Source organism: Streptomyces sp. NPDC053426, assembly GCF_055585405.1.
In genome coordinates this window covers 30,969-53,814 of the sequence record NZ_JBVJKE010000003.1, presented here as the reverse complement: position 1 = coordinate 53,814, position 22,846 = coordinate 30,969, and the positions used below count along the sequence as shown (strand labels likewise).

Sequence of the window (22,846 nt, the reverse complement as noted above, 5' to 3'; positions counted from 1 at the left end):
GAGTCAGCGTCAGGACCGCCGGGAGGGAGGTGAGGACGGGCCATGAGCGGAAGCGCAACGGGAGCGGAGGCGGGCGCGCGGACGGCGCGGTCGCACGCGCTGGCCGTGCTGCGGGTCCGGAGCCGGGCGCTGGCCGTCGCGCTGCTGCCGGCCGCCGTCGCCGTGATCCTGCTCGTCGGCGGGTCCACCGGCCATCTGCCGGGCGGCGGCTGGGACCTCGCCCGCCGGCTCCTCGCACCGGTCGCGGTGCTGGTCCTGCTCGTCGCCGCCGGTGTCGCCCTGGTCGTCGTACGGGCCCGGCCCGCCATGAGCCCCACGGTCCCGATCGCCGAGGGCGCGGCCCCGGACCTGTACCGGATGGTGCGCGACCTCGCCGACCGGCTCGACGTCCCCGCCCCCTCCGCGATAGCGCTCACCCCGGACTGCGACAGCTGGCTGGAGGACCGCACCCACCCGGCCCACGGGCCCCCGCCCGCCGAGGAGCACGGCGACATAGCCGGTGCGGGGCAGCCCGCCCGGGGCAGGGCCGCCGCCGCGCCCGTGCTGGTGATCGGCTCCCCGTTCCTGTGGTGGATGCGGGTGGGCGAGCTGCGCGCGGTCCTCGCCCCGGTCGTGGCCGGTACGGGACCGTCGGCGCACCCGGACATAGCCGCCGCCCGGCGCTTCGTGCGGGGGCTGGACGCCGCGGTGGCCGTGGCCTCGGCGCCCCGCCGGGGGCCGGTGGTCCGCGGGGTGCTCGCGGGTGTCGGCCGGGTCGCCCGTCTGCTGCTGCGCGGCTGCCGGGGGCATGCCGCCGAGATGGAGCGCGGGGTCGCCGCGGCGGCGGCCGAGCGTGCGCAGGCCGTGGACTACGGGCTGCGGATCGTCGCCCAGGAGCAGGTGGGGCTGGCGTACGCGGGCTGGGACCGGCTGCTCACCCGGGTGGCGCTGCCGGCCTGGCGGATGGGCCGCTGGCCCTCGCGGCTCAACGCGGGAGTGGTGGCGGCGCTGACCGAGCTGTCCCGCCGGGACCGGCTGGCGGAGGGCTTCGCCTCCCGTCTCGGTGAGCGTCCCGCCTGCGACCTGCTGGAAGAGCCCGGCACGGTGGACGAGGCCGCCTCGCTCCTCGCCGCCCGCCTCTTCCACGGCGGACCCGCGGAGACCGGCCCGGACTGGTCCCCGGTCCACTGGGGCGACTACCCGGAGGAGGTCGTCGACCGCAAGTGGCGCACCGACGCCGCCCGCCTCCACCGCGTCCTGGACGCCCTCCACGTCCCGACCGCTCCCGACGAGCCCTCGGCCCCCGGCGGCCCCACCCTCGCCCGAGTCCTGACCCACCTGACCACCCGCCCCACGGCCCCCGACCCCCTTACGGCACCCGCCTCCCCCACGGACCGCACCCCGTCCACGAAGCCACCCCCGCCCACGGAATCCGCCCCGCCCGCGGATCCCGGCCCCCTTACGGCACCCGCTTCCCCCATGGTCCGCGGCTCGTCCACTGAGCCGTCCCCGCCCATGGAACCCGCCCCGCCGATGGCCACGGCCCGGCTCACCAGGCCCGCCCCGCCCACGGCGCCCGCCTCGGCCGGGGATCCCGCACCGTCCGAGTCCCACCCGTCCGGTGACCCCGCCACCTCGTTCACGAGCCGTGCCCCGTCCACGGAGCCCATCCGCCCTGCGGATCCCGGCCCCCTTACGGCACCCGCCTCCCCCATGGACCGTGGCTCGTCCACTGAGTCCACTGAGCCGTCCCCGCCCACGGAACCTGCTCCGCCGACGGATCCGGCCTCGTCCACGGAGCCCGGCTCGCCCGCTGAGCCCGCCCCGGTCATGTCCTCCGCCCGATCCATGGAGCCCGACCCGGCCACGCCCTCCACCCGGTCCGCCGAGCCGGTCACGGGTCCCGGTCCGTCCCCGGCTTCCGATCCCGACGACGAGGACCTGGCCGGTGCCACCCCCCGCAGTGCCGTTCTCGCCGTGCGGCTGAGTGCCGAGCTGGCCCGGGAAGAGGCGGTAGGGTCCTCCGCCGGCGGCGCGGGCACCGTTCCCCTCCGGGACGACCAGGCGCTCCCCCTCTTCCCGCTCCAGCCCCCGCGCACCGCGCGTGAGCTGCTCGCCGATCACGTCGCGGCGATGGTCTGCTGCGCCGCGATGGACACCGCGGGCGCCACCCCCGGCCTCGACTGGCTCGACGGCCCCACGCTTCTCCTCGGCGGCGCACGGGCCACCGATCTCTCCTCCCAGGTCCTGGCCCTCATCGAGGACGGCGACCCCTCCGCCCTCCGGCTGTGGCTGACCCGGCAGGGCATACGCCCCGAGAAGCCCGTACGGCTCGTCTGAGCCGGCGGCCCCCTCCCCCCGGATCTCCCGGAGCTCACCCTTCCGTTTTCGGTCAATTCAAGACGAACGGTGACGGAAGGCGTGCGCAATGTGATGTGCTTGGACCGTTCGCGCCCTCTGGCAAGAGCGCGCGACATACGACAACCACATAACACCAGGGAGGGGAGCGATCATGGGTTCGGAGCAGATCCGCCGCTGGGAATCGGGAGCATTGGCGCACGCCGTGAACGACCCCTTCGGACAGGGCCCCCTCCCGTGGCTGCGCGGCAGCGAGACGTACTTCGGCGACAGCGGCCAGGTCGTCCCCTGGTACGTGGACCCGGAGCCGTACACGGACACGGAACGGGCCGCCGCCCGCGTCCCGGAACGGGGCGGCCCGAGGATCCCCGCCCCCCGTGCCTCCTCCGACTCCGTCGGGCCCCGCGCCGCCGACGACGTGCACCGCCAGATCAAGGGCTTCGCCTCCACCGGCGCGGTCGCCCCCGGCGAGTCCATCGACTTCCACATCACCGTCGACCCGCCCCAGCCGTTCGACGTCGACGTCTACCGCATCGGCCACTACGGCGGCCACGGCGCCACCAAGATCACCTCCAGTCCCCGCCTCTCCGGCATCGTGCAGCCGGCGCCCCTCACCGCCGACCGCACCGTCTCCTGCCACCACTGGTGGCTGTCCTGGCGGTTACCGGTCCCGTCGTACTGGAGCGTCGGCGCGTACGTCGCCGTCCTCACCACCGCCGACGGCTACCGCTCGCACATCCCGTTCACCGTCCGCGACAGCCGCCCCGCCGACCTCCTCCTGGTGCTGCCCGACGTCACCTGGCAGGCGTACAACCTCTACCCGGAGGACGGCCGCACCGGCGCGAGCCTCTACCACGCCTGGGACGAGCAGGGCCGGCTGCTCGGCGAGGCCGACGCCGCCACCACCGTCTCCTTCGACCGCCCGTACGCGGGCGCCGGCCTCCCGCTGCACGTCGGCCACGCCTACGACGTCATCCGCTGGGCCGAGCGCTACGGCTACGACCTCGCCTACGCCGACGCCCGCGACCTGCACGCCGGCCGGATCGACCCCGCCCGCTACCGGGGCCTGATCTTCCCCGGCCACGACGAGTACTGGTCGGTCCCCATGCGCACCGCCGTGGAGCACGCCCGTGAGCACGGCACGTCCCTCGTCTTCCTCTCCGCCAACACCATGTACTGGCAGGTGGAGCTCGCCCCCTCCCCGTCCGGCCCCGCCCGCCTGCTGACCTGCCGCAAACGCCAGGGCCCGGGCAAACCGACCCTGTGGCGGGAACAGGACCGCGCGGAGCAGCAGCTCCTGGGCATCCAGTACGCGGGACCCGTCCCCGAGCCGCACCCGCTGATCGTCCGCAACGCCGGCCACTGGATGTGGGAGGCGACCGGCGCGCGGGAGGGCGACGGCATCGAGGGCATGGTCGCGGCCGAGGCCGACCGCTACTACCCGCGCACCCCGCTGCCCGGGCACGAGGAGCGCGTGCTGCTCGCCCACTCCCCGTACACCGACCGCCGGGGCGTCCGCCGCCACCAGGAGACGTCCCTCTACCGGGCCCCCTCCGGCGCCTGGGTCTTCGCCTCCGGCACCTTCGCCTGGTCACCGGCGCTGGACCGCCCGGGTCACGTCGACCCCCGCATCCAGCGCGCCACCGCCAACCTCCTGGACCGCATCTGCAAACGCGACTGACCCCGGGCCGCGACCGTTCGTCCCGTACGGGAGAATCGAGTCACTTGGAAAGAACCACAGGGAGAAACCGTGTCCGGATTCGTCGAAAAGCCCGAGCCGATCCAGGTTCCGGGTCTGGTGCATCTGCACACCGGCAAGGTGCGCGAGCTGTACCGGAGCGAGGCGGGCGACCTCGTGATGGTCGCCAGTGACCGCATCTCCGCCTACGACTGGGTGCTGCCGACCGAGATCCCCGACAAGGGCCGGGTCCTCACCCAGCTCTCCCTGTGGTGGTTCGACCAGCTCGCCGACCTGCTGCCCAACCACGTCCTGAGCACCGAGCTCCCGGCCGGCGCCCCCGCCGACTGGGCCGGCCGCACCCTGGTCTGCAAGTCCCTGAACATGGTCCCGGTGGAGTGCGTGGCCCGCGGCTACCTCACCGGCTCGGGCCTGGTCGAGTACGACGAGTCCCGTACGGTCTGCGGCCTCGCCCTCCCCGAGGGCCTGGTGGACGGCTCCGAACTGCCCGCCCCGATCTTCACCCCGGCCACCAAGGCCGCCGTCGGCGAGCACGACGAGAACGTCTCCTACGAGGAGGTCGCCCGCCAGGTCGGCGCGGAGACCGCCGCCCAGCTCCGCCAGGCGACCCTCGCCGCCTACTCCCGTGCCCGGGACATCGCCCGCGACCGGGGCATCATCCTCGCGGACACCAAGTTCGAGTTCGGCTTCGACGGCGACAGCCTGGTCCTCGCGGACGAGGTGCTCACCCCGGACTCCTCCCGCTTCTGGCCGGCCGAGCAGTGGGAGCCGGGCCGCGCGCAGCCGTCGTACGACAAGCAGTTCGTGCGGGACTGGCTGACCTCCGCCGAGTCGGGCTGGGACCGCAGGAGCGAGCAGCCCCCGCCGCCGCTGCCGGAGCAGATCGTGGACGCGACCCGCGCCAAGTACGTGGAGGCGTACGAGCGCCTGACCGGCACCACTTGGAGCTGAGCGCACGACGAGGGCCCCGGTCGATGACCGGGGCCCTCACATGGAGCGAACGACGAGGTTCGAACTCGCGACCTCAACCTTGGCAAGGTTGCGCTCTACCAACTGAGCTACGTTCGCATGCGCCGTGGCGCGAGAACCACTATACCCAACCCCGCTCCCGTGCGAGACGGACCGCCGCATGACGATTCTCCGCGCCGAGCTTCGAGACGGCGGAGGAGAGGTAGTTCCGCACGGTCCCCTGGGACAGCGCGGCCCGCTCCGCGATCTCCGCCACGGGTGCCCCGTCCGCCGCGAGTTCCAGCACCTCGGCCTCGCGCGCGGTCAGCGGGGAGTCGCCGGCGGCGATCGCGTCGGCGGCCAACTCGGGGTCGACGTAACGGTTTCCCGCGTGCACCGTGCGGATGAGCTCCGCGAGCCGCTGGGCGCTGACGGTCTTGGGGACGAACCCCCGCACACCCGCCGCGAGCGCCCGCTTCAGATGCCCGGGGCGCCCGTGACCGGTCACGATCAGCACCCGGCAGCCGGGCAGTTCCGTCCGCAGGGATGTGGCGACCTTCACACCGTCCGCGCCGGGCATCTGCAGATCCAGTACGGCGACGTCGGGGGCGTGCGCCCGCGCCATCGCCAGCGCCTCGGGGCCGGAGGCCGCCTCGGCGACCACGAGGAGGTCGTCCTCCAGGGAGAGCAGGGCGGCCAGCGCGCCCCGGATCAGATGCTCGTCGTCGGCGAGCAGTACGCGGACGACGTCCGTCACGACGCGACCTCCCACGCGGCCTCGGCACTCAGGGGAACCTCCGCGACCAGTCGGAACGCGCCCTTGCCGGTGCCTCCGGCGGTCAACGTGCCGCCCACCGCCGACAGCCGCTCCCGCAGCCCCGCCAGACCCGAGCCGCCCCCACCGCTCGGGCCGGCCGACCCGGACGGAGCCGCCGCCCCGTCGTTCTGCACCGTCAACACCACACGCCCCTCAGGCATCCGCACCGACACGGTGCACTTCTTCGCGTCCCCGTGCCGCAGCACGTTGGTGGTCGCCTCCCGCACGACCCAGCCGAGGGCCGACTGCACTTCACCGGGCAGCCCGCCCGTCTCACCGCTCACCTCGCAGTCGATCCCGGCCGCCCTCAGCACCCCCCGCGCACCGCTGAGTTCGGCCTCCAGGTCGATCTCCCGGTAGCCGCGCACCACGTCGCGCACCTCCCGCTGGGACTCCTGGGCGATGCGCTGCACCTCGATCATCTGCTCCACCGCCTCGGGCCGCTCGCGCCGTGCGAGCTGGACGGCCAGCTCGCTCTTGAGCGCGATCACGGCGAGGTTCCTCCCCATCACGTCGTGCAGGTCCCGCCCGAACCGCAGCCGCTCCTCGGCGACCGCGAGCCGGGCCCGGGTCTCGCGCGCCTCGTCGAGCGCGTAGACGGCGTTGAGCAGCCAGACGGAGAAGACCGCGGTGAAGGCGAGGAAGCCGCCGCCGGCCAGCACGATCGCGGCCGTTCCCAGCGCGGTGGGGACGGGCGCGCCCAGCAGCAGGAGCACAAGGCACGTTCCGGCCCCGAACCCGCCGACGACGGCGAGGGCGTGCCGCCGGTCGCGCACCCCGAGCGTGATCATGCCCGCGCCGAAGCAGAGCACGCCCCCGAAGGCCGAGCCCGCGGCGGTGTCGACGTCGTCACCCGGCGGCCCGTGCTCCGCGATGACGAGGGCGGCGACCGCGAGCGCCGAGGTCAGGACGCCGAGCGTCCACAGCAGCCGCAGGGGCTGGGGACGCCGTCCGCGGGTCCAGTCCAGGGACCGGGAGACGACCGCCATGCCCAGCGCGGCGTGCGCCATGACCGGCAGCGACAGGACGAGTGCGAGCCGTCCCCCCACCTGCCCGAAGGCCGGCAGGCCGATCGCGGCCATCTCGGAGACGCAGACGGAGTGGAACGACCACCGCGTGTACGTCTCGACCTTCGCGGGTGTGCTCTTGCGCCCCCACCAGCCGTCCGGCCTGCTCATGTCCCGGTCTCTCCCCGCCCTCGCGTACGTCAGTGCCTCGGCTCCCAGCGGAACCACCGCCGTACAGCAAACACCGCCAGCAGGGTCCAGGCCACCGCCGTCGCGAGGGCGCCCAGGGCTTCGTAGGCCGACAGGTCGCCGGTCCAGCCGCCGCGCACCAGGGTGACGACCGGGGTCAGCGGCAGCAGTTCGCAGACGGAGGCCACCCGGTCGGGGAGCAGTTCCAGCGGGACGAACATGCCGGAGCCGAGCATCGAGACGATCATCAGCGGCATCGGGGTGACCTGCGCGCTCTCCCCGGTCCGGGTGAAGCCCGCGGTGACGGCCGCGAGCGCGGCGCACATCACGAGCCCCAGCAGCAGGCCGAGGACGGCCAGATGCGGCGCGGACGGCGCGGACATGTCCAGCAGCACGGCGCAGGCCACGGTCAGCACCAGGCACTGCACCAGGCCGGTGAGGACGGACGGCAGCGCGGACCCGCCGAGGATCTCGGCGTCCCGCAGCTCGCCCGTGCGCAGCCGCTTGAGGACGAGTTCCTCACGCCGGACGACGAAGACGCCGACGAGGGCGGAGTACACGGCGAACAGCAGGGAGAAGCCGACGGCGGCGGGCAGCACGACGGCGCCGGGGGTCAGCCCCGCCTCGGCGAGGTCCATCTCCTCGGCCGCCGACCGCACGCTCAGCGGCAGCACCAGCGGCACGAACAGCGCGGCGACGAGGGTGCCCTTGCTCCGCCCCAGCAGCGTCATCTCGGCGCGGGCGAGGGAGGCCATCCGGCTCACCGGTGTGGTCGTGGTCCCGGCCGTGCCGGTGGTCCTGGTCGTGGTCGTGCTCATGCCGCGTACTCCTTCGTCGCCGCCGTTCCCGTCGTTCCCGCCGACGCGTCCTTGGCGATCCCGAGGAACGCCTCCTCCAGGGACGCCGACCGCACGTCCAGCCGGCGCAGTTCCACCCCGGCGCCCTGCGCCCACACCAGCAGTCCGGTGGCCGCCCGCTGCAGTTCACGGGTGCGCAGCCGGACGGTCCGGCCGTCGACCGTGTGCTCGCTCACACCCAGTTCGGCCAGCGGCGGCAGGTCTCCCACGAAGTAGCCCTCGGGCAGTTCGAAGGTGATCCGGGACGGCTCGCTCGCGGTCACCTCGGCCGGGGTGCCGGTGGCGGCGATCCGGCCCTCGTGCATGATCGCGAGCCGGTCGGCGAGGTTCTCGGCCTCCTCCAGGTAGTGCGTGGTGAGCAGCACGGTCGTACCGCCGTCGCGCAGCGCGCCCACCAGTTCCCAGGTGTCCCGGCGGCCCTCGGCGTCGAGTCCGGTGGTGGGTTCGTCGAGGAAGAGCACCTCGGGGTCGCCGAGCAGCGCGAGCGCCAGGTCCAGGCGGCGCCGCTGGCCCCCGGAGAGCTGCTTCACCCGGACGCCGGCCTTCGACTCCAGCCCGACCAGCGCCAGCACCTCCCGCTCGGGGCGGGCCCCGCTGACGCACCCCGCCCACATCCGGGCGGTCTCGGCGACGGTCAACTCGGAGGGGAAGCCGCCCTCCTGGAGCATCACGCCGGTGCGGGGCCGTACGGCGGCACGGTCGGTGTACGGGTCGTGGCCGAGCACCCGGACCCGCCCGCCGGCCGGGGCGGCGAGCCCCTCCAGCAGTTCGACGGTGGACGTCTTGCCGGCGCCGTTGGTGCCCAGCAGCGCGAAGACCTCGCCGCGCCGCACCGAGAAGTCGATCCCGCGGACCGCTTCGAACCCGCCCCCGTAGACACGTCGCAGGCCGGTGACCTCGATCACGTGTTCGTGTTCGTTCGCTTCCATGCTTCGAGCATTCCGGCGGCCGGGGCGGTCCGGCAGTGCGGGCTGTCATCACCGGACATGACAAATGTCAGACGGGCCTCGATCGAGCGCACGACGAAGGCCCCGGTCGATGACCGGGGCCTTGATCTGGAGCGGACGACGAGGCTCGAACTCGCGACCTCAACCTTGGCAAGGTTGCGCTCTACCAACTGAGCTACGTCCGCATTGCCCCCGACCAGCTCTCACTGATCGGTGCGAGCACCAGCCTACCCGATGCACAAGCGTGATCGGTACGGCGGTGCAGAGCGGGTGACAGGAATTGCACACTGCGCCTTCCCCCTGGAAGGGGGATGTTCTACTACTGAACTACACCCGCGTGTACTCCGTGAGCCGGGCCTTTCGGCCTCGCCCCTCGGCGTGCTCCAGACTCTAGCTGATCAGCAGGGGTGCTGCGCAAGTCGGTTGCCGGGCGGGGCCGGTGACCGGCCGTCCGGGCGGGCCGCCCGCCCGGAGCCGGAGACCGTCACGCGGTCGGCTCACCGCGCCGCGGCGAACGCCTCGTAGACCTTCTTGGGGATCCGCCCGCGCGCGGGGACGTCCATCTTGTTCGCCTGTGCCCAGGCCCGGACCGCCGCCGGGTCCGGGGCGACCTCCGTCTGCCGGTACGCCTTGCCGGAGCGCGACCGCTTGCGGCCGGCGTCCACGTAGGGCTCGAGGGCCGCACGCAGTTTCCTGGCATTGGTTTCATTGAGGTCGATCTCGTACGACTTGCCGTCCAGCCCGAAGGCGATCGTTTCCGCCGCTTCCGAGCCGTCGATGTCGTCAAAGAGAGTGACCACGACCTTCTGCGCCACGAATATCGGTCCCTTCGTGCGGCATCTCTCGTCCGGACGTCCGTGATGACGTGCCGGTACATCGTCGAGATGTCGGCTGTTCGCCTGTAATCGGGCAAAGTATCTGCTAATGACAATTCATTTGTACAGTGCCCGGCATTGCAATGTGAAGCCCGACTAAATCTGTCCGCGTGTCCGGTGCGCAATAGAGATGTGCGGGCGAACAGGGATCTTTCCCGGAACTTTTCCCTGATGTCTCCCCACGATGCCGAATCGTGACGGCGCTCACGTAGATTCCTACAACTCTACTCGCGTAGAAATTTTGTGCGGGTAGTCTGAAGGAACCTGCTCAGCACCACACACCGGGAGTGCCAGTGGCACGCGTCGTAGTCGACGTCATGCTCAAGCCGGAGATCCTCGACCCCCAGGGCCAGGCGGTGCAGCGCGCACTGCCGCGACTGGGTTTCGAAGGGATCTCGGACGTCCGTCAGGGAAAGCGATTCGAACTGGAAGTTGACGGGCCGGTCGACGAGGCCGCGCTCGCCCGTATCCACGATCTTGCGGAATCCTTCCTCGCCAACACCGTGATCGAGGACTTCACCGTACGGGTCGAGGAAGTCGCGGAGGCCGCGAAGTGACCGCTCGTATTGGCGTCGTCACTTTCCCGGGCAGCCTCGACGACCGGGACACCCAGCGCGCGATCCGCGTCGCCGGCGCCGAACCCGTCGCCCTCTGGCACAAGGACAAGGACCTCAAGCAGGTCGACGCCGTGGTGCTGTGCGGCGGTTTCAGTTACGGCGACTATCTGCGCGCCGGCGCCATCGCGCGCTTCTCGCCGGTGATGGACACCGTCATCGACCAGGCCAGGGCCGGCCTCCCGGTGCTGGGCATCTGCAACGGCTTCCAGATCCTCACGGAGGCCCACCTGCTCCCCGGCGGGATGCTCGGCAACGACCACCTGCACTTCATCTGCCGCGACCAGAAGCTGCGGGTGGAGAACGCGGACACCGCCTGGACCACCGACTACACGGCCGGCCAGGAGATCCACATCCCGCTGAAGAACATGGACGGCCGCTACGTGGCCGATCAGCGGACGCTGGACGAGCTGGAGGCGGAGGGCCGCGTCGCCTTCCGCTACCTGGACGTGAACCCCAACGGCTCGCTCAACGACATCGCCGGCATCACCAACGCGGCGGGCAACGTCGTCGGCCTGATGCCGCACCCCGAGCACGCCGTCGAGCCGCTGATCGGCACCGGCCGTACCGACGGCCTCCCGTTCTTCACCTCGATCCTCAAGAAGCTGGTCAACGCATGAGCCGGACGCCTCTGGACACGGTCGAGCACGCGGCCGCGACCCCCGACGTCGAGCTGCCCTGGGCCGAGCTGGGCCTGAAGAAGGACGAGTACGAGCGGGTGGTGGAGATCCTCGGCCGCCGCCCGACCGGCGCCGAACTCGCCATGTACTCCGTCATGTGGTCCGAGCACTGCTCGTACAAGTCCTCCAAGGTCCACCTCCGCCAGTTCGGCGAGAAGGCCCCCGAGAACGACGCCCTCCTCGTCGGCATCGGCGAGAACGCCGGTGTCGTCGACGTCGGCCAGGGCTACGCGGTCACCTTCAAGGTCGAGTCGCACAACCACCCCTCCTACGTCGAGCCCTACCAGGGCGCGGCCACCGGTGTGGGCGGCATCGTCCGCGACATCATCGCCATGGGCGCCCGCCCGGTCGCCGTGGTCGACCCGCTGCGCTTCGGCGCGGCGGACCACCCGGACACCAAGCGCGTCCTGCCGGGCGTCGTCGCCGGCATCGGCGGCTACGGCAACTGCCTGGGTCTGCCCAACATCGGCGGCGAGGTCGTCTTCGACGCCTGCTACCAGGGCAACCCGCTGGTCAACGCCGGTGCCATCGGCGTGATGCGGCACGAGGACATCCACCTCGCCAAGGCGTCCGGCGCCGGCAACAAGGTCATCCTGTACGGCGCCCGCACCGGCGGCGACGGCATCGGCGGCGCCTCGATCCTGGCCTCCGAGACCTTCGACGACGCCAAGCCGTCGAAGCGCCCCGCCGTCCAGGTCGGCGACCCCTTCCAGGAGAAGCTCCTCATCGAGTGCACCCTGGAGGCGTTCCAGGAGAAGCTGGTCGTCGGCATCCAGGACCTCGGCGCGGCCGGCCTGTCCTGCGCCACGTCCGAGCTGGCCTCCAACGGCTCCGGCGGCATGCGCGTCACCCTCGACGACGTCCCGCTGCGCGACTCGACGCTCTCCCCCGAGGAGATCCTGATGAGCGAGTCGCAGGAACGCATGTGCGCGGTCGTCGAGCCCGACAAGGTCGACCGCTTCCTCGAGATCTGCGACAAGTGGGACGTCATCGCCACCGTCATCGGCGAGGTGACCGACGGCGACCGCCTGGAGATCTTCTGGCACGGCGGCAAGATCGTCGACGTCGACCCGCGCACGGTCGCCCACGAGGGCCCGACGTACGAGCGCCCCTACGCCCGCCCGTCCTGGCAGGACGAGCTCCAGGCGGACGACGCGAACAAGCTGCCCCGGCCGCAGACGTCCGACGAGCTGAAGGACCAGGTCCTGAAGCTGGTCGGCTCGCCCAACCAGGCCTCCAAGCAGTGGATCACCCAGCAGTACGACCACTTCGTGCAGGGCAACACCGTCCTCGCCCAGCCCGAGGACTCCGGCATGATCCGCATCGACGAGGCGTCCGGCCTCGGCGTCGCGATCGCCACCGACGGCAACGGCCGCTACGCCAAGCTCGACCCGTACACGGGCGCGCAGCTCGCCCTGGCGGAGGCGTACCGCAACGTCGCCACGACCGGCGCCAAGCCCCTCGCGGTCTCCGACTGCCTGAACTTCGGCTCGCCCGAGGACCCGGCCGTCATGTGGCAGTTCGCCGAGGCCGTACGCGGTCTGGCGGACGGCTGTCAGCAGCTCGGCACCCCGGTGACCGGCGGCAACGTCTCGCTCTACAACCAGACGGGCGAGGCCGCCATCCACCCGACCCCGGTGGTCGCGGTCCTCGGCGTCATCGACGACGTGGCCCGCCGCACGCCGGTCGCCTTCCAGGAGGACGGCCAGCTGCTGTACCTCCTCGGCGACACGCGTGAGGAGTTCGGCGGCTCGGCCTGGTCCCAGGTCGTCCACGACCACCTCGGCGGCCTGCCCCCGAAGGTGGACCTGGAGCGCGAGCGCCTGCTCGCCGAGATCCTGATCTCCGCCTCCCGCGACGGCATGATCGACTCCGCGCACGACCTGTCCGACGGCGGTCTGGTCCAGGCGGTCGTCGAGTCGGCGCTGCTGGGAGGGAAGGGCGCGCGTCTGGTCGTACCGGACGGGCTCGACGCCTTCACCTTCCTGTTCTCCGAGTCGGCGGGCCGCGCGATCGTCGCCGTGCCGCGCTCGGAGGAGGTCCGCTTCAACGACATGTGCGGTGCGCGTGGCCTCCCGGCCACCCGCGTCGGCGTCGTCGACGGCGACACGGTGGAGGTGCAGGGCGAGTTCGCGCTCACCCTGGCCGAGCTGCGCGAGGCGCACGAGGGGACGATCCCGGCCCTGCTGGCCTGATCCCCCCGCTCCTTCCGCACGCAGCCCCCGCCCGGTCCGCCGGGCGGGGGCCGCGGCGTTATCGCCCTTGCCCGGGACGACGAGGGCGGAGTGCGCGCCGGGCGGACACCCCCGCCCGCGTACGCAGCCGCACCCGCCCTTCCGGCCGGGGGACGGCCCGCCCCGGACACCGCGCGCGGCACGGGCGTTCCCCGCGACGGCGAGGTGTCCGGCGTACCGGATCCGGCGCCGGTCGCGCCCGCATAGGCTGCCGCCATGCCACCGGCCAAGAAGCGCGCCCGTTCCTACGACCCCGCCAAGACCCGTGCCGCCGTACTGGCGCAGTTCGGGAACGTACGGGCCGCCGTGCGCACCCTCACCCCCGAGCAGCTCGCGCTGCCCACCCGGCTCGGCGACTGGACCGTACGGGAGCTGGCCGCGCACGTGACCATGGCGGTGGAGACGGTCAGCCGCAACCTCGACCGCGAGGCACCGCCGAAGGCCGAGCTGGCCCTCCTCGACTGGCCCTTCGCCACCGCCGCCCGGGCGAGCGCCATCGCCGACGACACCCGCGCGCTGGCCGCCGCCGACGCCGACCTCGACGCCCTCTACGCCCGCACCGAGCAGCGCTTCACCGAGCGCCTCGCCGACGCGCCGGGCACCCGGCTCCTCGCCACCCGGACTGGCGCCATCACCCTCGCCGACTACCTGGTCACCCGTACCGTCGAGCTCGTCGTCCACACCGACGACCTGAACGCCGCCGTGCCCGGCCTCGACATCCCGTACGACCGTCAGGCCCTGGCCGCCTGCACCCGGCTGCTGGCCGACGCGCTCGCCGCGAAGGCGCCCGGCGGCTCCACGGAGGTGCGGATCCCGCCGTACGCGGTCGTGCAGTGCGTGGAGGGGCCGAGGCACACCCGGGGCACCCCGCCGAACGTGGTCGAGACCGACCCGCTGACCTGGATCCGGCTGGCCGGCGGACGGACGGCCTGGCAGGACGCGGTGGCCGGCGCGAAGGTCAGCGCGAGCGGGGAACGGGCGGACCTCGGACCGTATCTGCCGCTGCTGGGATGAGTCCGGGACGGGAGGGGAACCGCCTGCTCCCCGCCCTCGTCGAATCGGCATGTACAGGCAGAAGCACCAGCAGCGCATGACCCTGACGGCCCTCGCCGTGCTCGTCGTCCCGCTCGCGGCGGCCTGTGGCAGCGAGAAGGCGGGCGCCGGCAGCGGCGCCGCGCGGGCTGAGGACCCGGTCACCGGCGTCCGCTGGACCATCGACAGCGTCACCGTCGACGGCACCACCCACCGCGCCCCCGACGGCGCGCACCTCACCCTCGACGACGACGGCGGCGTCGAGGGCGACTACGGCTGCAACCTGTTCAAGGGCCGGGTCACCTTCGAGGGCGACCGCATCCGGCTCGGCGACCGGGAGACCACCCTGCGGGCCTGCGACGAACAGGTCATGGACCTCGAAAGCACCCTCGCCGCCACCCTCGGCGACGGCGCCCTGAGGACCGACGTGAACGACGGCCGGCTCACCCTCACCACCGGGTCCGGCGACACCGTCCGCCTCAGCGGGGCCGGGGCCACCCCGCTGTACGGCACCGAGTGGACCGTCACCACCCCCGCCGTCGACGGCCGCGCCCACCTCACCTTCGACCAGGAGGAGGGCACCGTCTCCGGCCGCCTCGGCTGCAACCACGTGAACGCCGACGCCACCGTGCGCGACGGCCGTATCACGCTCGGCGTGCCCAGGCTGACCCGAATGATGTGCGAAGACTCACTCATGGACGGCGAGAAGGCGCTGACAAAGCTGTTCAACGGCACCGCGGACTACCGGATCGAAGGCCGAACCCTCACGCTGACCAGCGAAAACGGCACCAGTGTGCGGGCCGTCGCACAGCGGTGACCCACGGCCGGGGCCGTATCCCGCATTCGGACCAGCGGCCGGCCTCGCCTACACTCGGTGGCGTGCCACGTGGTGACGGACGACTCAACCACGACCTGCTCCCCGGTGAGAAGGGCCCCCAGGACGCTTGTGGCGTCTTCGGTGTCTGGGCTCCGGGTGAAGAGGTCGCCAAGCTCACGTACTTCGGGCTCTACGCCCTCCAGCATCGGGGCCAGGAATCCGCGGGTATCGCGGTCAGCAACGGCTCCCAGATCCTCGTCTTCAAGGACATGGGCCTGGTCTCCCAGGTCTTCGACGAGACCTCGCTCGGTTCGCTCCAGGGTCATATCGCGGTCGGACACGCCCGCTACTCGACCACCGGTGCCTCCGTGTGGGAGAACGCCCAGCCGACGTTCCGCGCCACCGCGCACGGATCCATCGCGCTCGGCCACAACGGCAACCTGGTCAACACGGCGCAGCTCGCCGAGATGGTCGCCGAACTCCCCAAGGAGAACGGCCGCGCGCCCAAGGTGGCGGCCACCAACGACACCGACCTGATCACCGCCCTGCTGGCCGGCCAGCGCGCCGCCGACGGCGAACCGGTGACCGTGGAGCAGGCCGCGCACGTGGTCCTCCCGAAGGTCAGGGGCGCCTTCAGCCTCGTCTTCATGGACGAGAACACCCTGTACGCGGCCCGCGACCCGCAGGGCATCCGCCCGCTGGTCCTCGGCCGGCTCGAGCGCGGCTGGGTGGTCGCCTCCGAGTCCGCCGCCCTCGACATCTGCGGCGCGAGCTTCGTGCGCGAGATCGAGCCGGGCGAGTTCGTCGCCATCGACCAGAACGGGCTGCGCACCTCCCGATTCGCGGAAGCGAAGCCCAAGGGCTGTGTCTTCGAGTACGTGTACCTGGCCCGCCCGGACACCGACATCGCCGGCCGGAACGTGTACCTCTCGCGCGTCGAGATGGGCCGCCGCCTCGCCGCGGAGGCCCCGGCCGAGGCCGACCTGGTCATACCGACCCCGGAGTCCGGCACCCCGGCCGCCATCGGCTACGCGGAGGCGTCCGGCATCCCCTTCGGCGCGGGACTGGTCAAGAACGCGTACGTCGGACGTACGTTCATCCAGCCCTCGCAGACCATCCGGCAGCTCGGCATCCGCCTGAAGCTGAACCCGCTCAAGGAAGTCATCAAGGGCAAGCGCCTGGTCGTCGTCGACGACTCGATCGTGCGCGGCAACACCCAGCGGGCCCTGGTCCGGATGCTCCGTGAGGCGGGCGCCGCCGAGGTCCACATCCGGATCTCCTCGCCGCCCGTGAAGTGGCCCTGCTTCTTCGGCATCGACTTCGCCACCCGCGCGGAGCTCATCGCCAACGGCATGACGATCGACGAGATCGGCACCTCGCTGGGCGCCGACTCCCTGGCGTACATCTCCATCGACGGCATGATCGAGGCGACCACCATCGCCAAGCCGAACCTGTGCCGCGCCTGCTTCGACGGCGAGTACCCGATGGAGCTGCCCGACCCGGAGCTCCTCGGCAAGCAGCTGCTGGAGACAGAGCTGGCCGCCGGCACCGCCGCCCCGGCCTCGGTCGACGCGATCCGCCGCCCGTAAGCCCTGACGGACGACACGAAAGCTCTCACAGTCATGTCCCAGAACACTGGTGCCAGCTACGCAGCGGCGGGCGTCGACATCGAGGCGGGCGACCGCGCGGTCGAGCTGATGAAGGAGTGGGTGAGGAAGACGCGGCGCCCCGAGGTCCTCGGCGGCCTCGGCGGCTTCGCCGGCCTCTTCGACGCCTCCGCCCTGAAGAACTACGAGCGGCCCCTGCTCGCCTCCGCCACCGACGGCGTCGGCACCAAGGTCGACATCGCGCGGCAGCTGGGCGTCTACGACACCATCGGCCACGACCTGGTCGCCATGGTCATGGACGACATCGTGGTGTGCGGCGCCGAGCCGCTGTTCATGACCGACTACATCTGCGTCGGCAAGGTCCACCCCGAGCGCGTCGCCGCCGTCGTCAAGGGCATCGCGGAGGGCTGTGTGCTGGCCGGATGCGCCCTGGTCGGCGGTGAGACGGCCGAACACCCCGGTCTGCTGGGTCCGGACGACTTCGACGTCGCCGGGGCCGGTACGGGCGTCGTGGAGGCCGACCGGCTGCTCGGCGCGGACCGCATCCGTACGGGTGACGCGGTGATCGCCATGGCGTCCTCCGGGCTTCACTCCAACGGCTACTCCCTCGTCCGCCACGTGCTGCTGGAGCGGGCCGGGCTCGCCCTGGACGCCCGGATCGACGAGCTGGGCCGCACCCTCGGCGAGGAGCTCCTGGAGCCCACCAAGATCTACTCGCTGGACTGCCTGGCGCTGATCCGCACCACCGAGGTGCACGCCTTCAGCCACGTCACCGGCGGCGGACTCGCGGCCAACCTGGCCCGCGTGATCCCCGACGGACTGCACGCGACCGTGGACCGCTCCACCTGGACGCCCGCACCGGTGTTCGACCTGGTCGGCCGGACCGGTTCGGTCGAGCGGCTGGAGCTGGAGAAGACGCTGAACATGGGCGTCGGCATGATCGCGATCGTGCCGCAGGAGTCCGTCGACGTGGCGCTGGCGACGCTGGCCGACCGCGGGGTGGACGCCTGGGTGGCCGGTGGGATCACCGACCGCGGCGAGCACACCACGGGCGCTGCCCTCGTCGGTGACTACGCGAAGTGAGCGACGGTGCGCCGCCCGCGCGGTGAACGTGCGGGCGGCACACCAGGCGCTCAGGGCCGCGGAGGCAGCACTAAACCCGGTCGGTGACCGGAGTCACCGACCGGGCTGGTGTCCAGCTGTTCAGCGCAAGGTCAAGCGCCGCGACGCTGTTGCGAGGACGGGCCGTCCTCGTCCTCGTCGTCGTCCTCATAGAGGTCGGCGTACCGTGCGTACAGGTCGTCGTCTTGCTCATCGTCCTCGAAATGCTCACCGTTCGGTGGCTGGTTCGACGGCGATGCGCCCAGCTCCTCGGCCAGGCGTGAGAGATCAGTCCCACCGCTGTTGTACTTCAGCTGGCGGGCGACCTTCGTCTGCTTGGCCTTGGCCCGGCCGCGCCCCATGGCTCGACCCCCTCAACGACGGGGCTCGACGGCCCCAGAGTCTTGACACGCGTTCATGGTCCAGAACGGACTCTCCGCGGAGAGACCGGTCCGTAGGGCTTCCACGGTACCTGAGCCCGCGCCCATACGGTACGTCGCCCGCATGACGTGCCCGCGCCCAGGACCTTCGAGGTACCCCGTCCTCGCAGGTCAATCGCGATTTTAACCACTTATCGGCGGTCGACCCGCCGGGAGAAGTGAGAGTTCTCTCCAAGTGCCCCCCGGCGGGTACCGCTCACCCGTACGGGGGCGGCCCGAGCCGGGCCGCCCGCGCGCACCTCATCGCGCCGGGCGCGCCTCCGCCATCCGCTGCTCGGCGATCCGGTCGGCCGCGGCGGCCGGCGGAATCCCGTCCTCCTTCGCACGCGCGAATATGGCCAGCGTGGTGTCGAAGATCTTCGACGCCTTCGCCTTGCACCGGTCGAAGTCGAAGCCGTGCAGCTCGTCGGCGACCTGGATGACACCGCCGGCGTTCACCACGTAGTCGGGCGCGTAGAGGATCCCGCGGTCGGCGAGGTCCTTCTCCACACCCGGATGGGCGAGCTGGTTGTTGGCGGCGCCGCAGACCACCTTGGCGGTCAGCACCGGCACGCTGTCGTCGTTCAGCGCCCCGCCGAGCGCGCACGGGGCGTAGATGTCCAGGCCCTCGGTGCGGATCAGCGCCTCGGTGTCGGCGACGGCCGACACGCCCTGGGGGTGCCGGTCGAGGATCCGCCGCACGGCGGCCTCGCGCACATCGGTGATCACGACCTCGGCGCCCTCGGCGCGCAGGTGCTCCACCAGGTGGTGGCCGACCTTGCCGACACCCGCGACACCGACCTTGCGGTCGCGCAGCGAGGGGTCGCCCCACAGGTGCTGGGCGGCGGCCCGCATGCCCTGGTAGACGCCGAAGGAGGTGAGCACGGACGAGTCGCCCGCGCCGCCGTTCTCCGGGGAGCGGCCGGTGGTCCAGCGGCACTCGCGGGCCACGACGTCCATGTCGGCGACGTAGGTGCCGACGTCGCAGGCGGTGACGTACCGGCCGCCGAGCGAGGCGACGAACCGGCCGTAGGCCAGCAGCAGCTCCTCGCTCTTGATCTGCTCCGGGTCGCCGATGATCACGGCCTTGCCGCCGCCGTGGTCGAGCCCGGCCATGGCGTTCTTGTACGACATCCCGCGCGCGAGGTTCAGCGCGTCGGCGACGGCCTCCTCCTCGGAGGCGTACGGGTAGAAGCGCGTACCGCCGAGGGCGGGGCCCAGCGCGGTGGAGTGGATGGCGATGACGGCCTTGAGGCCGGTGGCGCGGTCCTGACAGAGCACGACTTGCTCGTGGCCCCCCTGGTCCGAACGGAACAGGGTGTGCAGGACGCCGTCAGATACGTCGGTCACTGTGGTGACTCCTGAGTAAGTAGCGGCGGGTGGGGCCGGCTCCCGTAGAGGTGGCGGGGACCGTGGCACGAGATTAGATCCTTACGCGCCGGTCGGAGGCACCGTGTCGCGGATCACCTCCGTCCGGAGTACCGCCGTGCGACGGTTTGCGGGGGTTTCCCACCCGTCCGGGCGGGGGTCCGGCAGGTTTTCGCGACGGCCTTCGGGGGAGGGAGCAGGCGTGCCCAAGGTGTCCTCGGTGATCGTCCCCTACGCGACCTACTTGCGCGTGTACGAACCGCTGGCCGCCTTCCCGGAGCCGGAACGCGGTCACTGGGCCCGTTACGCCCGCCGCCCCGACCGCCCCTCCTGCCAGGACGAGCTCCGCCGGTCCCTGGCCGACCTGGCGCCCACCCCGCCGGTGCCGGTGCCGGTGCACGAGAGCGACGACGCGTTCGTGCTCGAGGCCGACGGCGTGGTCTGCGTCTGCCCCTGGCGCACCCGGCTGCGCGGCTGGCAGGCCCTGGGCGAGCTCGCCGAGGAGTTCCCGCTGCCGGTCCTGGACGCGCTCCTGCCCCCGGTCGTACGGCACCAGGCGACCCGGGACTACGAGCGCTGGCTGGCCGGCCACCCCGACGCCCGGCCGTGGATCCGCACCGCGACCTGGCAGGTGCCGATCAACTGGTTCGTGCTGTTCGCGGACGACGAGCGGGAGTACGTCAAGGGGGCCGCCGGCGAGGAGCCCGTCCTGCGCTACCGGACCCCGATGGTCCAGGCCCGCCGGCGGGTGGCGCGGGGGCTGCGGGCGCTCAGGGACGCCGTGGACGAGAGCCTGCTGATCGACGGCCTCGTGGACGTCGGGCGCTGGCTGGAGGAGTTCCACCCGCGCTCGCTGGTCGAACTGGACTACGGCGGACTGGTGCACGCCCTGCCGGCCGGCACGCTCGAGGACGACCACTCGGCGGCGGACGTGGCCGAAGGGATCGCGGCGCTGCGGCGCGGTGACGGGGAGGGCGCCGGGGCGGCCTACGGGCGCCTCGTGGAGCGCTGGCGGTCGGTCCGCGACCTGCGTTCGGCGAACTGACGTTTGACCAAACGCCGTTCTTGGGGTTTTGTCTTCGCCCTGAGGAGTCTGAGGTTCCGTCAGCGCGGGCCCGACAACGGACGTAGAGGCCGATCCGGGCGTATGTCCCAAGCGCGTCAAGCGTGACGGACCGCACTTACGTGGCCCTTGCGCCCCTTGCCCACCCTCATGCCAAAATAGGACAAGGAGTCCGGGGAGGACTCTTCCGTCCTGCTGTGCTCAACTATGGGCGGATTCTCGGTAATGCACGCTTTGGGGGGTCCGGTGACTCCTGATCGCTGCTGTGACTGATCGTCACAGTGGCGTGACTGTCCGCTATGGCATGGTCCATCGGCTTCCGCGGCTGATGAACACCTGGGAGGGCAATTCCATCGGTTTGGCCGACGTGGCTGGACAGATGGTGTAGTTGTAGTGCCGAGGACAAGCCGTTCGTCCTATAACCGACTCGACTCGCGTCCGCCATTTCGGGCAACGCGGGTCAAGGTGCAGAATTTAGAGGAAAGAACCGAGAAGGTTCGGTTCTCCCGAGGAGGCCGCTCATGACCGCTCGCACCCCTGATGCCGAGCCGCTGCTGACCCCGGCTGAGGTCGCCACCATGTTCCGCGTCGACCCGAAGACGGTCACGCGCTGGGCGAAGGCAGGCAAGCTCACGTCGATCCGCACGCTCGGTGGGCACCGCCGCTACCGCGAAGCCGAGGTCCGCGCACTGCTCGCGGGCATTCCGCAGCAGCGCAGCGAGGCCTGAACCACCGCATGAACCGGGCGGTACCGGCTGGTCCCCCACCGGCCGAGACGCCCGGGAACCCTGGCTCCAAGCGACGCGGGGACTGCCCCAACAGGCCCCTCGCCCAAGCTGATCAGAGCTTTCCAGGCAACTGAACAAGGGTGCGTCGTCGATCGCGCTGGACTCCGCCGAGTCCGGCGCGATCTTTTTTGTGCGCTCGTGAGGGGGCCGGTCCGGTCCTGACAGGCCCCCGGGAGCGCTCTGTGCGCGGGCTTGTCGGACTCTGGGGACGGGTGGGGGATCACCTGTGTGCCGGCCGGCGCGGACCTCTCCGAGTGGTGCAATTGCACATATTAAATTGACCTGTTGTAGGAGAGGTGTAAGTACTGCACTTCTTGAAACTCATACGGTGACACCCGTCACATACCGGTTGGCTTGTTGAGCCTGTGGCATATGCGCTAGAGGGAACGGGCGTTGGGGCCGGGTTGTTCCCCGGCCGGCCGGGAGGCGTCCGGGGCGTCCATCGCCAGGCGCAGGAGGTGGTGGCAGATCGGGCAGTGCCGGGTGAGGTGCCGGTACGACGACGCGGCCGCCAGATGCGCACGGAGCAACGCCCGTGTCTCGTGCCTGGCCGATGTCGTCATGCGCCACCTCCGAGGGGCAACACGGAGTCGTGCCCTGCCTCCTGGAGTACCGAGGGACGACGACCCCGTCAAGACGGCAGGGGGCGCACGGCGCCCCGCACGCGTGGCGGGAGCCCGGCTCCTCGGACCCGGGCGCCTGTCATGCGGAGGGCGCGTGTCCCCGCGCGGGGCGGCGGGCTCACATGCGGAGCGCGCATGCGCACCCCTCGTGGGCGCGGGCCTCGCGCGCAGGACGGCCCCGGAGGGACCCGCCGCGCCCGCTCACGACTCCGGCCGGGGCGGCGCACTCATAGGGGAGGTGCGTGGGCCCTTGGGACGCGTGGGTCCTCGGGGGGTGTGGGTTTTGTGGGGGTGGCGGCCCTGAGGGGATTTGCTGTGTTTGGTCGCGGCTTCGGTCGGGGGTGCTCATGCGGAAGGCCGGCGTCCCCTGCGGGGTGTGGGTTTTGTGGGGGTGGCGGTCCTGACGGGATTTGCTGTGTCCGATCGCGGCTTTGCCACAGGGCGCGTATGTGTCCTCGTGGGGGAAGCCCGGGGGTGCTTGGCGGGTGCGGGCCTTGCGCGTAGGGCGGTCCTGACGGGATTTGCTGTGTTTGATCGCGGCTTCGCCGCGGGGCGCGGCCTCGGTCGGGGTGCTCGTGCGGAAGGCACGCGTCCCTTGAGGGGTGTGGGTTTTGTGGGGGTGGCGGTCCTGACGGGATTTGCTGTGTCCGATCGCGGCTCCGTCGCGGGGCGCGGCCTCGGTCGGGGTGCTCGTGCGGAAGGCCCGCGTCCCTTGTGGGATGCGGGCCTTCCGGTTGTTGCGGTCCTGACGGGATTTGAACCCGCGGCCTCCACCTTGACAGGGTGGCGAGCACTCCAAACTGCTCCACAGGACCAGGTTTCGC

The 22,846-nt window shown here is 71.8% G+C and carries 20 protein-coding genes and 4 tRNA genes; 12 read left to right on the top strand and 12 right to left on the bottom strand.

The genetic code is table 11. The features are described from left to right. Positions 1–42: 42 nt before the first annotated feature. The 3 genes from ACZ62B_RS07150 to ACZ62B_RS07140 all read left to right on the top strand — a co-directional run bounded on the left by ACZ62B_RS07150 (position 43) and on the right by ACZ62B_RS07140 (position 4,987). Positions 43–2,319, top strand: a complete 2,277-nt coding sequence (locus ACZ62B_RS07150; RefSeq protein ID WP_468721089.1) for a hypothetical protein — start codon at positions 43–45, stop codon at positions 2,317–2,319. A 172-nt stretch (positions 2,320–2,491) separates the two neighbouring features. Next, the gene (locus ACZ62B_RS07145; protein WP_468721087.1) at positions 2,492–4,018 is read left to right on the top strand and encodes a N,N-dimethylformamidase beta subunit family domain-containing protein; all 1,527 of its coding nucleotides are present in this window, start codon (positions 2,492–2,494) and stop codon (positions 4,016–4,018) included. A gap of 69 nt (positions 4,019–4,087) precedes the next feature. Further along, positions 4,088–4,987: a phosphoribosylaminoimidazolesuccinocarboxamide synthase gene (locus ACZ62B_RS07140; protein WP_344556161.1), complete on the top strand. Its 900-nt coding sequence runs from the start codon at positions 4,088–4,090 to the stop codon at positions 4,985–4,987. Between the two features lie 41 nt (positions 4,988–5,028). Here ACZ62B_RS07140 and ACZ62B_RS07135 read toward each other — a convergent pair. The 8 genes from ACZ62B_RS07135 to ACZ62B_RS07100 all read right to left on the bottom strand — a co-directional run bounded on the left by ACZ62B_RS07135 (position 5,029) and on the right by ACZ62B_RS07100 (position 9,616). Then, positions 5,029–5,104: transfer RNA gene (locus ACZ62B_RS07135), tRNA-Gly, on the bottom strand. Positions 5,105–5,126: 22 nt separating this feature from the next. After that, entirely contained in the window at positions 5,127–5,741 is a 615-nt protein-coding gene (locus ACZ62B_RS07130; RefSeq protein ID WP_085572245.1) for a response regulator transcription factor, read from the bottom strand. Then, positions 5,738–6,979: a sensor histidine kinase gene (locus ACZ62B_RS07125; protein ID WP_468883924.1), complete on the bottom strand. Its 1,242-nt coding sequence runs from the start codon at positions 6,977–6,979 to the stop codon at positions 5,738–5,740. The genes ACZ62B_RS07130 and ACZ62B_RS07125 overlap by 4 nt, the downstream gene beginning before the upstream one ends. A 29-nt stretch (positions 6,980–7,008) precedes the next feature. Next, complete coding sequence (locus ACZ62B_RS07120) at positions 7,009–7,815, bottom strand: ABC transporter permease (RefSeq protein WP_344556156.1); 807 nt, start codon at positions 7,813–7,815, stop codon at positions 7,009–7,011. Further along, positions 7,812–8,783, bottom strand: coding sequence for an ABC transporter ATP-binding protein (locus ACZ62B_RS07115; protein ID WP_468721082.1), 972 nt, complete (start codon positions 8,781–8,783; stop codon positions 7,812–7,814). Before ACZ62B_RS07115 ends, ACZ62B_RS07120 begins: the two co-directional genes overlap by 4 nt. 127 nt (positions 8,784–8,910) lie before the next feature. Beyond that, positions 8,911–8,986: transfer RNA gene (locus ACZ62B_RS07110), tRNA-Gly, on the bottom strand. Positions 8,987–9,066: 80 nt separating this feature from the next. After that, positions 9,067–9,138 (bottom strand) — tRNA-Gly (locus ACZ62B_RS07105). A 160-nt stretch (positions 9,139–9,298) separates the two neighbouring features. Then, the gene (locus tag ACZ62B_RS07100) at positions 9,299–9,616 is read right to left on the bottom strand and encodes a histone-like nucleoid-structuring protein Lsr2 (protein ID WP_073933441.1); all 318 of its coding nucleotides are present in this window, start codon (positions 9,614–9,616) and stop codon (positions 9,299–9,301) included. A gap of 353 nt (positions 9,617–9,969) precedes the next feature. Here ACZ62B_RS07100 and purS point away from each other — a divergent pair, with 353 nt between their 5' ends. The 7 genes from purS (at position 9,970) to purM (ending at position 17,743) form a co-directional block, all read left to right on the top strand. After that, positions 9,970–10,233, top strand: coding sequence for a phosphoribosylformylglycinamidine synthase subunit PurS (purS, locus tag ACZ62B_RS07095; RefSeq protein ID WP_006133353.1), 264 nt, complete (start codon positions 9,970–9,972; stop codon positions 10,231–10,233). After that, positions 10,230–10,910 (top strand): phosphoribosylformylglycinamidine synthase subunit PurQ, encoded by a 681-nt coding sequence (gene purQ / locus ACZ62B_RS07090; protein WP_344556151.1) that lies wholly within the window; start codon positions 10,230–10,232, stop codon positions 10,908–10,910. The genes purS and purQ overlap by 4 nt, the downstream gene beginning before the upstream one ends. Continuing rightward, complete coding sequence (gene purL / locus ACZ62B_RS07085; protein ID WP_344556149.1) at positions 10,907–13,165, top strand: phosphoribosylformylglycinamidine synthase subunit PurL; 2,259 nt, start codon at positions 10,907–10,909, stop codon at positions 13,163–13,165. The genes purQ and purL overlap by 4 nt, the downstream gene beginning before the upstream one ends. A gap of 255 nt (positions 13,166–13,420) precedes the next feature. Next, entirely contained in the window at positions 13,421–14,218 is a 798-nt protein-coding gene (locus tag ACZ62B_RS07080) for a maleylpyruvate isomerase family mycothiol-dependent enzyme (RefSeq protein ID WP_344556147.1), read from the top strand. Positions 14,219–14,267: 49 nt separating this feature from the next. Beyond that, entirely contained in the window at positions 14,268–15,053 is a 786-nt protein-coding gene (locus ACZ62B_RS07075) for an META domain-containing protein (protein ID WP_344556145.1), read from the top strand. A 62-nt stretch (positions 15,054–15,115) separates the two neighbouring features. Continuing rightward, positions 15,116–16,642: an amidophosphoribosyltransferase gene (purF, locus tag ACZ62B_RS07070; RefSeq protein ID WP_073933446.1), complete on the top strand. Its 1,527-nt coding sequence runs from the start codon at positions 15,116–15,118 to the stop codon at positions 16,640–16,642. A 33-nt stretch (positions 16,643–16,675) separates the two neighbouring features. Further along, positions 16,676–17,743: a phosphoribosylformylglycinamidine cyclo-ligase gene (purM, locus tag ACZ62B_RS07065; RefSeq protein ID WP_344556142.1), complete on the top strand. Its 1,068-nt coding sequence runs from the start codon at positions 16,676–16,678 to the stop codon at positions 17,741–17,743. A gap of 131 nt (positions 17,744–17,874) precedes the next feature. On the opposite strand, the gene ACZ62B_RS07060 is transcribed toward purM, so the two are convergent. Then, positions 17,875–18,123, bottom strand: coding sequence for a DUF3073 domain-containing protein (locus ACZ62B_RS07060; protein WP_073933448.1), 249 nt, complete (start codon positions 18,121–18,123; stop codon positions 17,875–17,877). Between the two features lie 318 nt (positions 18,124–18,441). After that, entirely contained in the window at positions 18,442–19,530 is a 1,089-nt protein-coding gene (locus tag ACZ62B_RS07055; RefSeq protein ID WP_344556139.1) for a Leu/Phe/Val dehydrogenase, read from the bottom strand. A 220-nt stretch (positions 19,531–19,750) separates the two neighbouring features. On the opposite strand from ACZ62B_RS07055, the gene ACZ62B_RS07050 reads away from it, so the two are divergent. Then, positions 19,751–20,593, top strand: a complete 843-nt coding sequence (locus ACZ62B_RS07050) for a DUF8083 family protein (protein WP_469689396.1) — start codon at positions 19,751–19,753, stop codon at positions 20,591–20,593. Positions 20,594–21,132: 539 nt separating this feature from the next. Then, complete coding sequence (gene bldC, locus ACZ62B_RS07045; protein WP_003949541.1) at positions 21,133–21,339, top strand: developmental transcriptional regulator BldC; 207 nt, start codon at positions 21,133–21,135, stop codon at positions 21,337–21,339. A 437-nt stretch (positions 21,340–21,776) separates the two neighbouring features. Here the strand turns inward: bldC and ACZ62B_RS07040 are convergent, their stop codons facing one another. Together ACZ62B_RS07040 and ACZ62B_RS07035 are read right to left on the bottom strand one after the other, a co-directional pair. Then, the gene (locus ACZ62B_RS07040) at positions 21,777–21,962 is read right to left on the bottom strand and encodes a DUF6274 family protein (RefSeq protein ID WP_344556136.1); all 186 of its coding nucleotides are present in this window, start codon (positions 21,960–21,962) and stop codon (positions 21,777–21,779) included. An 800-nt stretch (positions 21,963–22,762) separates the two neighbouring features. After that, positions 22,763–22,837 (bottom strand) — tRNA-Asp (locus ACZ62B_RS07035). Positions 22,838–22,846 lie beyond the last annotated feature (9 nt).

Coding starts and splice junctions, on each gene's coding strand:
- purL (WP_344556149.1), top strand. CDS start 10,907: ATGAGCCGGACGCCTCTGGACACGGTCGAGCACGCGGCCGCGACCCCC.
- ACZ62B_RS07080 (WP_344556147.1), top strand. CDS start 13,421: ATGCCACCGGCCAAGAAGCGCGCCCGTTCCTACGACCCCGCCAAGACC.
- bldC (WP_003949541.1), top strand. CDS start 21,133: ATGACCGCTCGCACCCCTGATGCCGAGCCGCTGCTGACCCCGGCTGAG.
- ACZ62B_RS07060 (WP_073933448.1), bottom strand. CDS start 18,123: ATGGGGCGCGGCCGGGCCAAGGCCAAGCAGACGAAGGTCGCCCGCCAG.
- ACZ62B_RS07040 (WP_344556136.1), bottom strand. CDS start 21,962: ATGACGACATCGGCCAGGCACGAGACACGGGCGTTGCTCCGTGCGCAT.
- ACZ62B_RS07145 (WP_468721087.1), top strand. CDS start 2,492: ATGGGTTCGGAGCAGATCCGCCGCTGGGAATCGGGAGCATTGGCGCAC.
- ACZ62B_RS07120 (WP_344556156.1), bottom strand. CDS start 7,815: ATGAGCACGACCACGACCAGGACCACCGGCACGGCCGGGACCACGACC.
- ACZ62B_RS07075 (WP_344556145.1), top strand. CDS start 14,268: ATGTACAGGCAGAAGCACCAGCAGCGCATGACCCTGACGGCCCTCGCC.
- ACZ62B_RS07115 (WP_468721082.1), bottom strand. CDS start 8,783: ATGGAAGCGAACGAACACGAACACGTGATCGAGGTCACCGGCCTGCGA.
- purM (WP_344556142.1), top strand. CDS start 16,676: ATGTCCCAGAACACTGGTGCCAGCTACGCAGCGGCGGGCGTCGACATC.
- ACZ62B_RS07125 (WP_468883924.1), bottom strand. CDS start 6,979: ATGAGCAGGCCGGACGGCTGGTGGGGGCGCAAGAGCACACCCGCGAAG.
- ACZ62B_RS07150 (WP_468721089.1), top strand. CDS start 43: ATGAGCGGAAGCGCAACGGGAGCGGAGGCGGGCGCGCGGACGGCGCGG.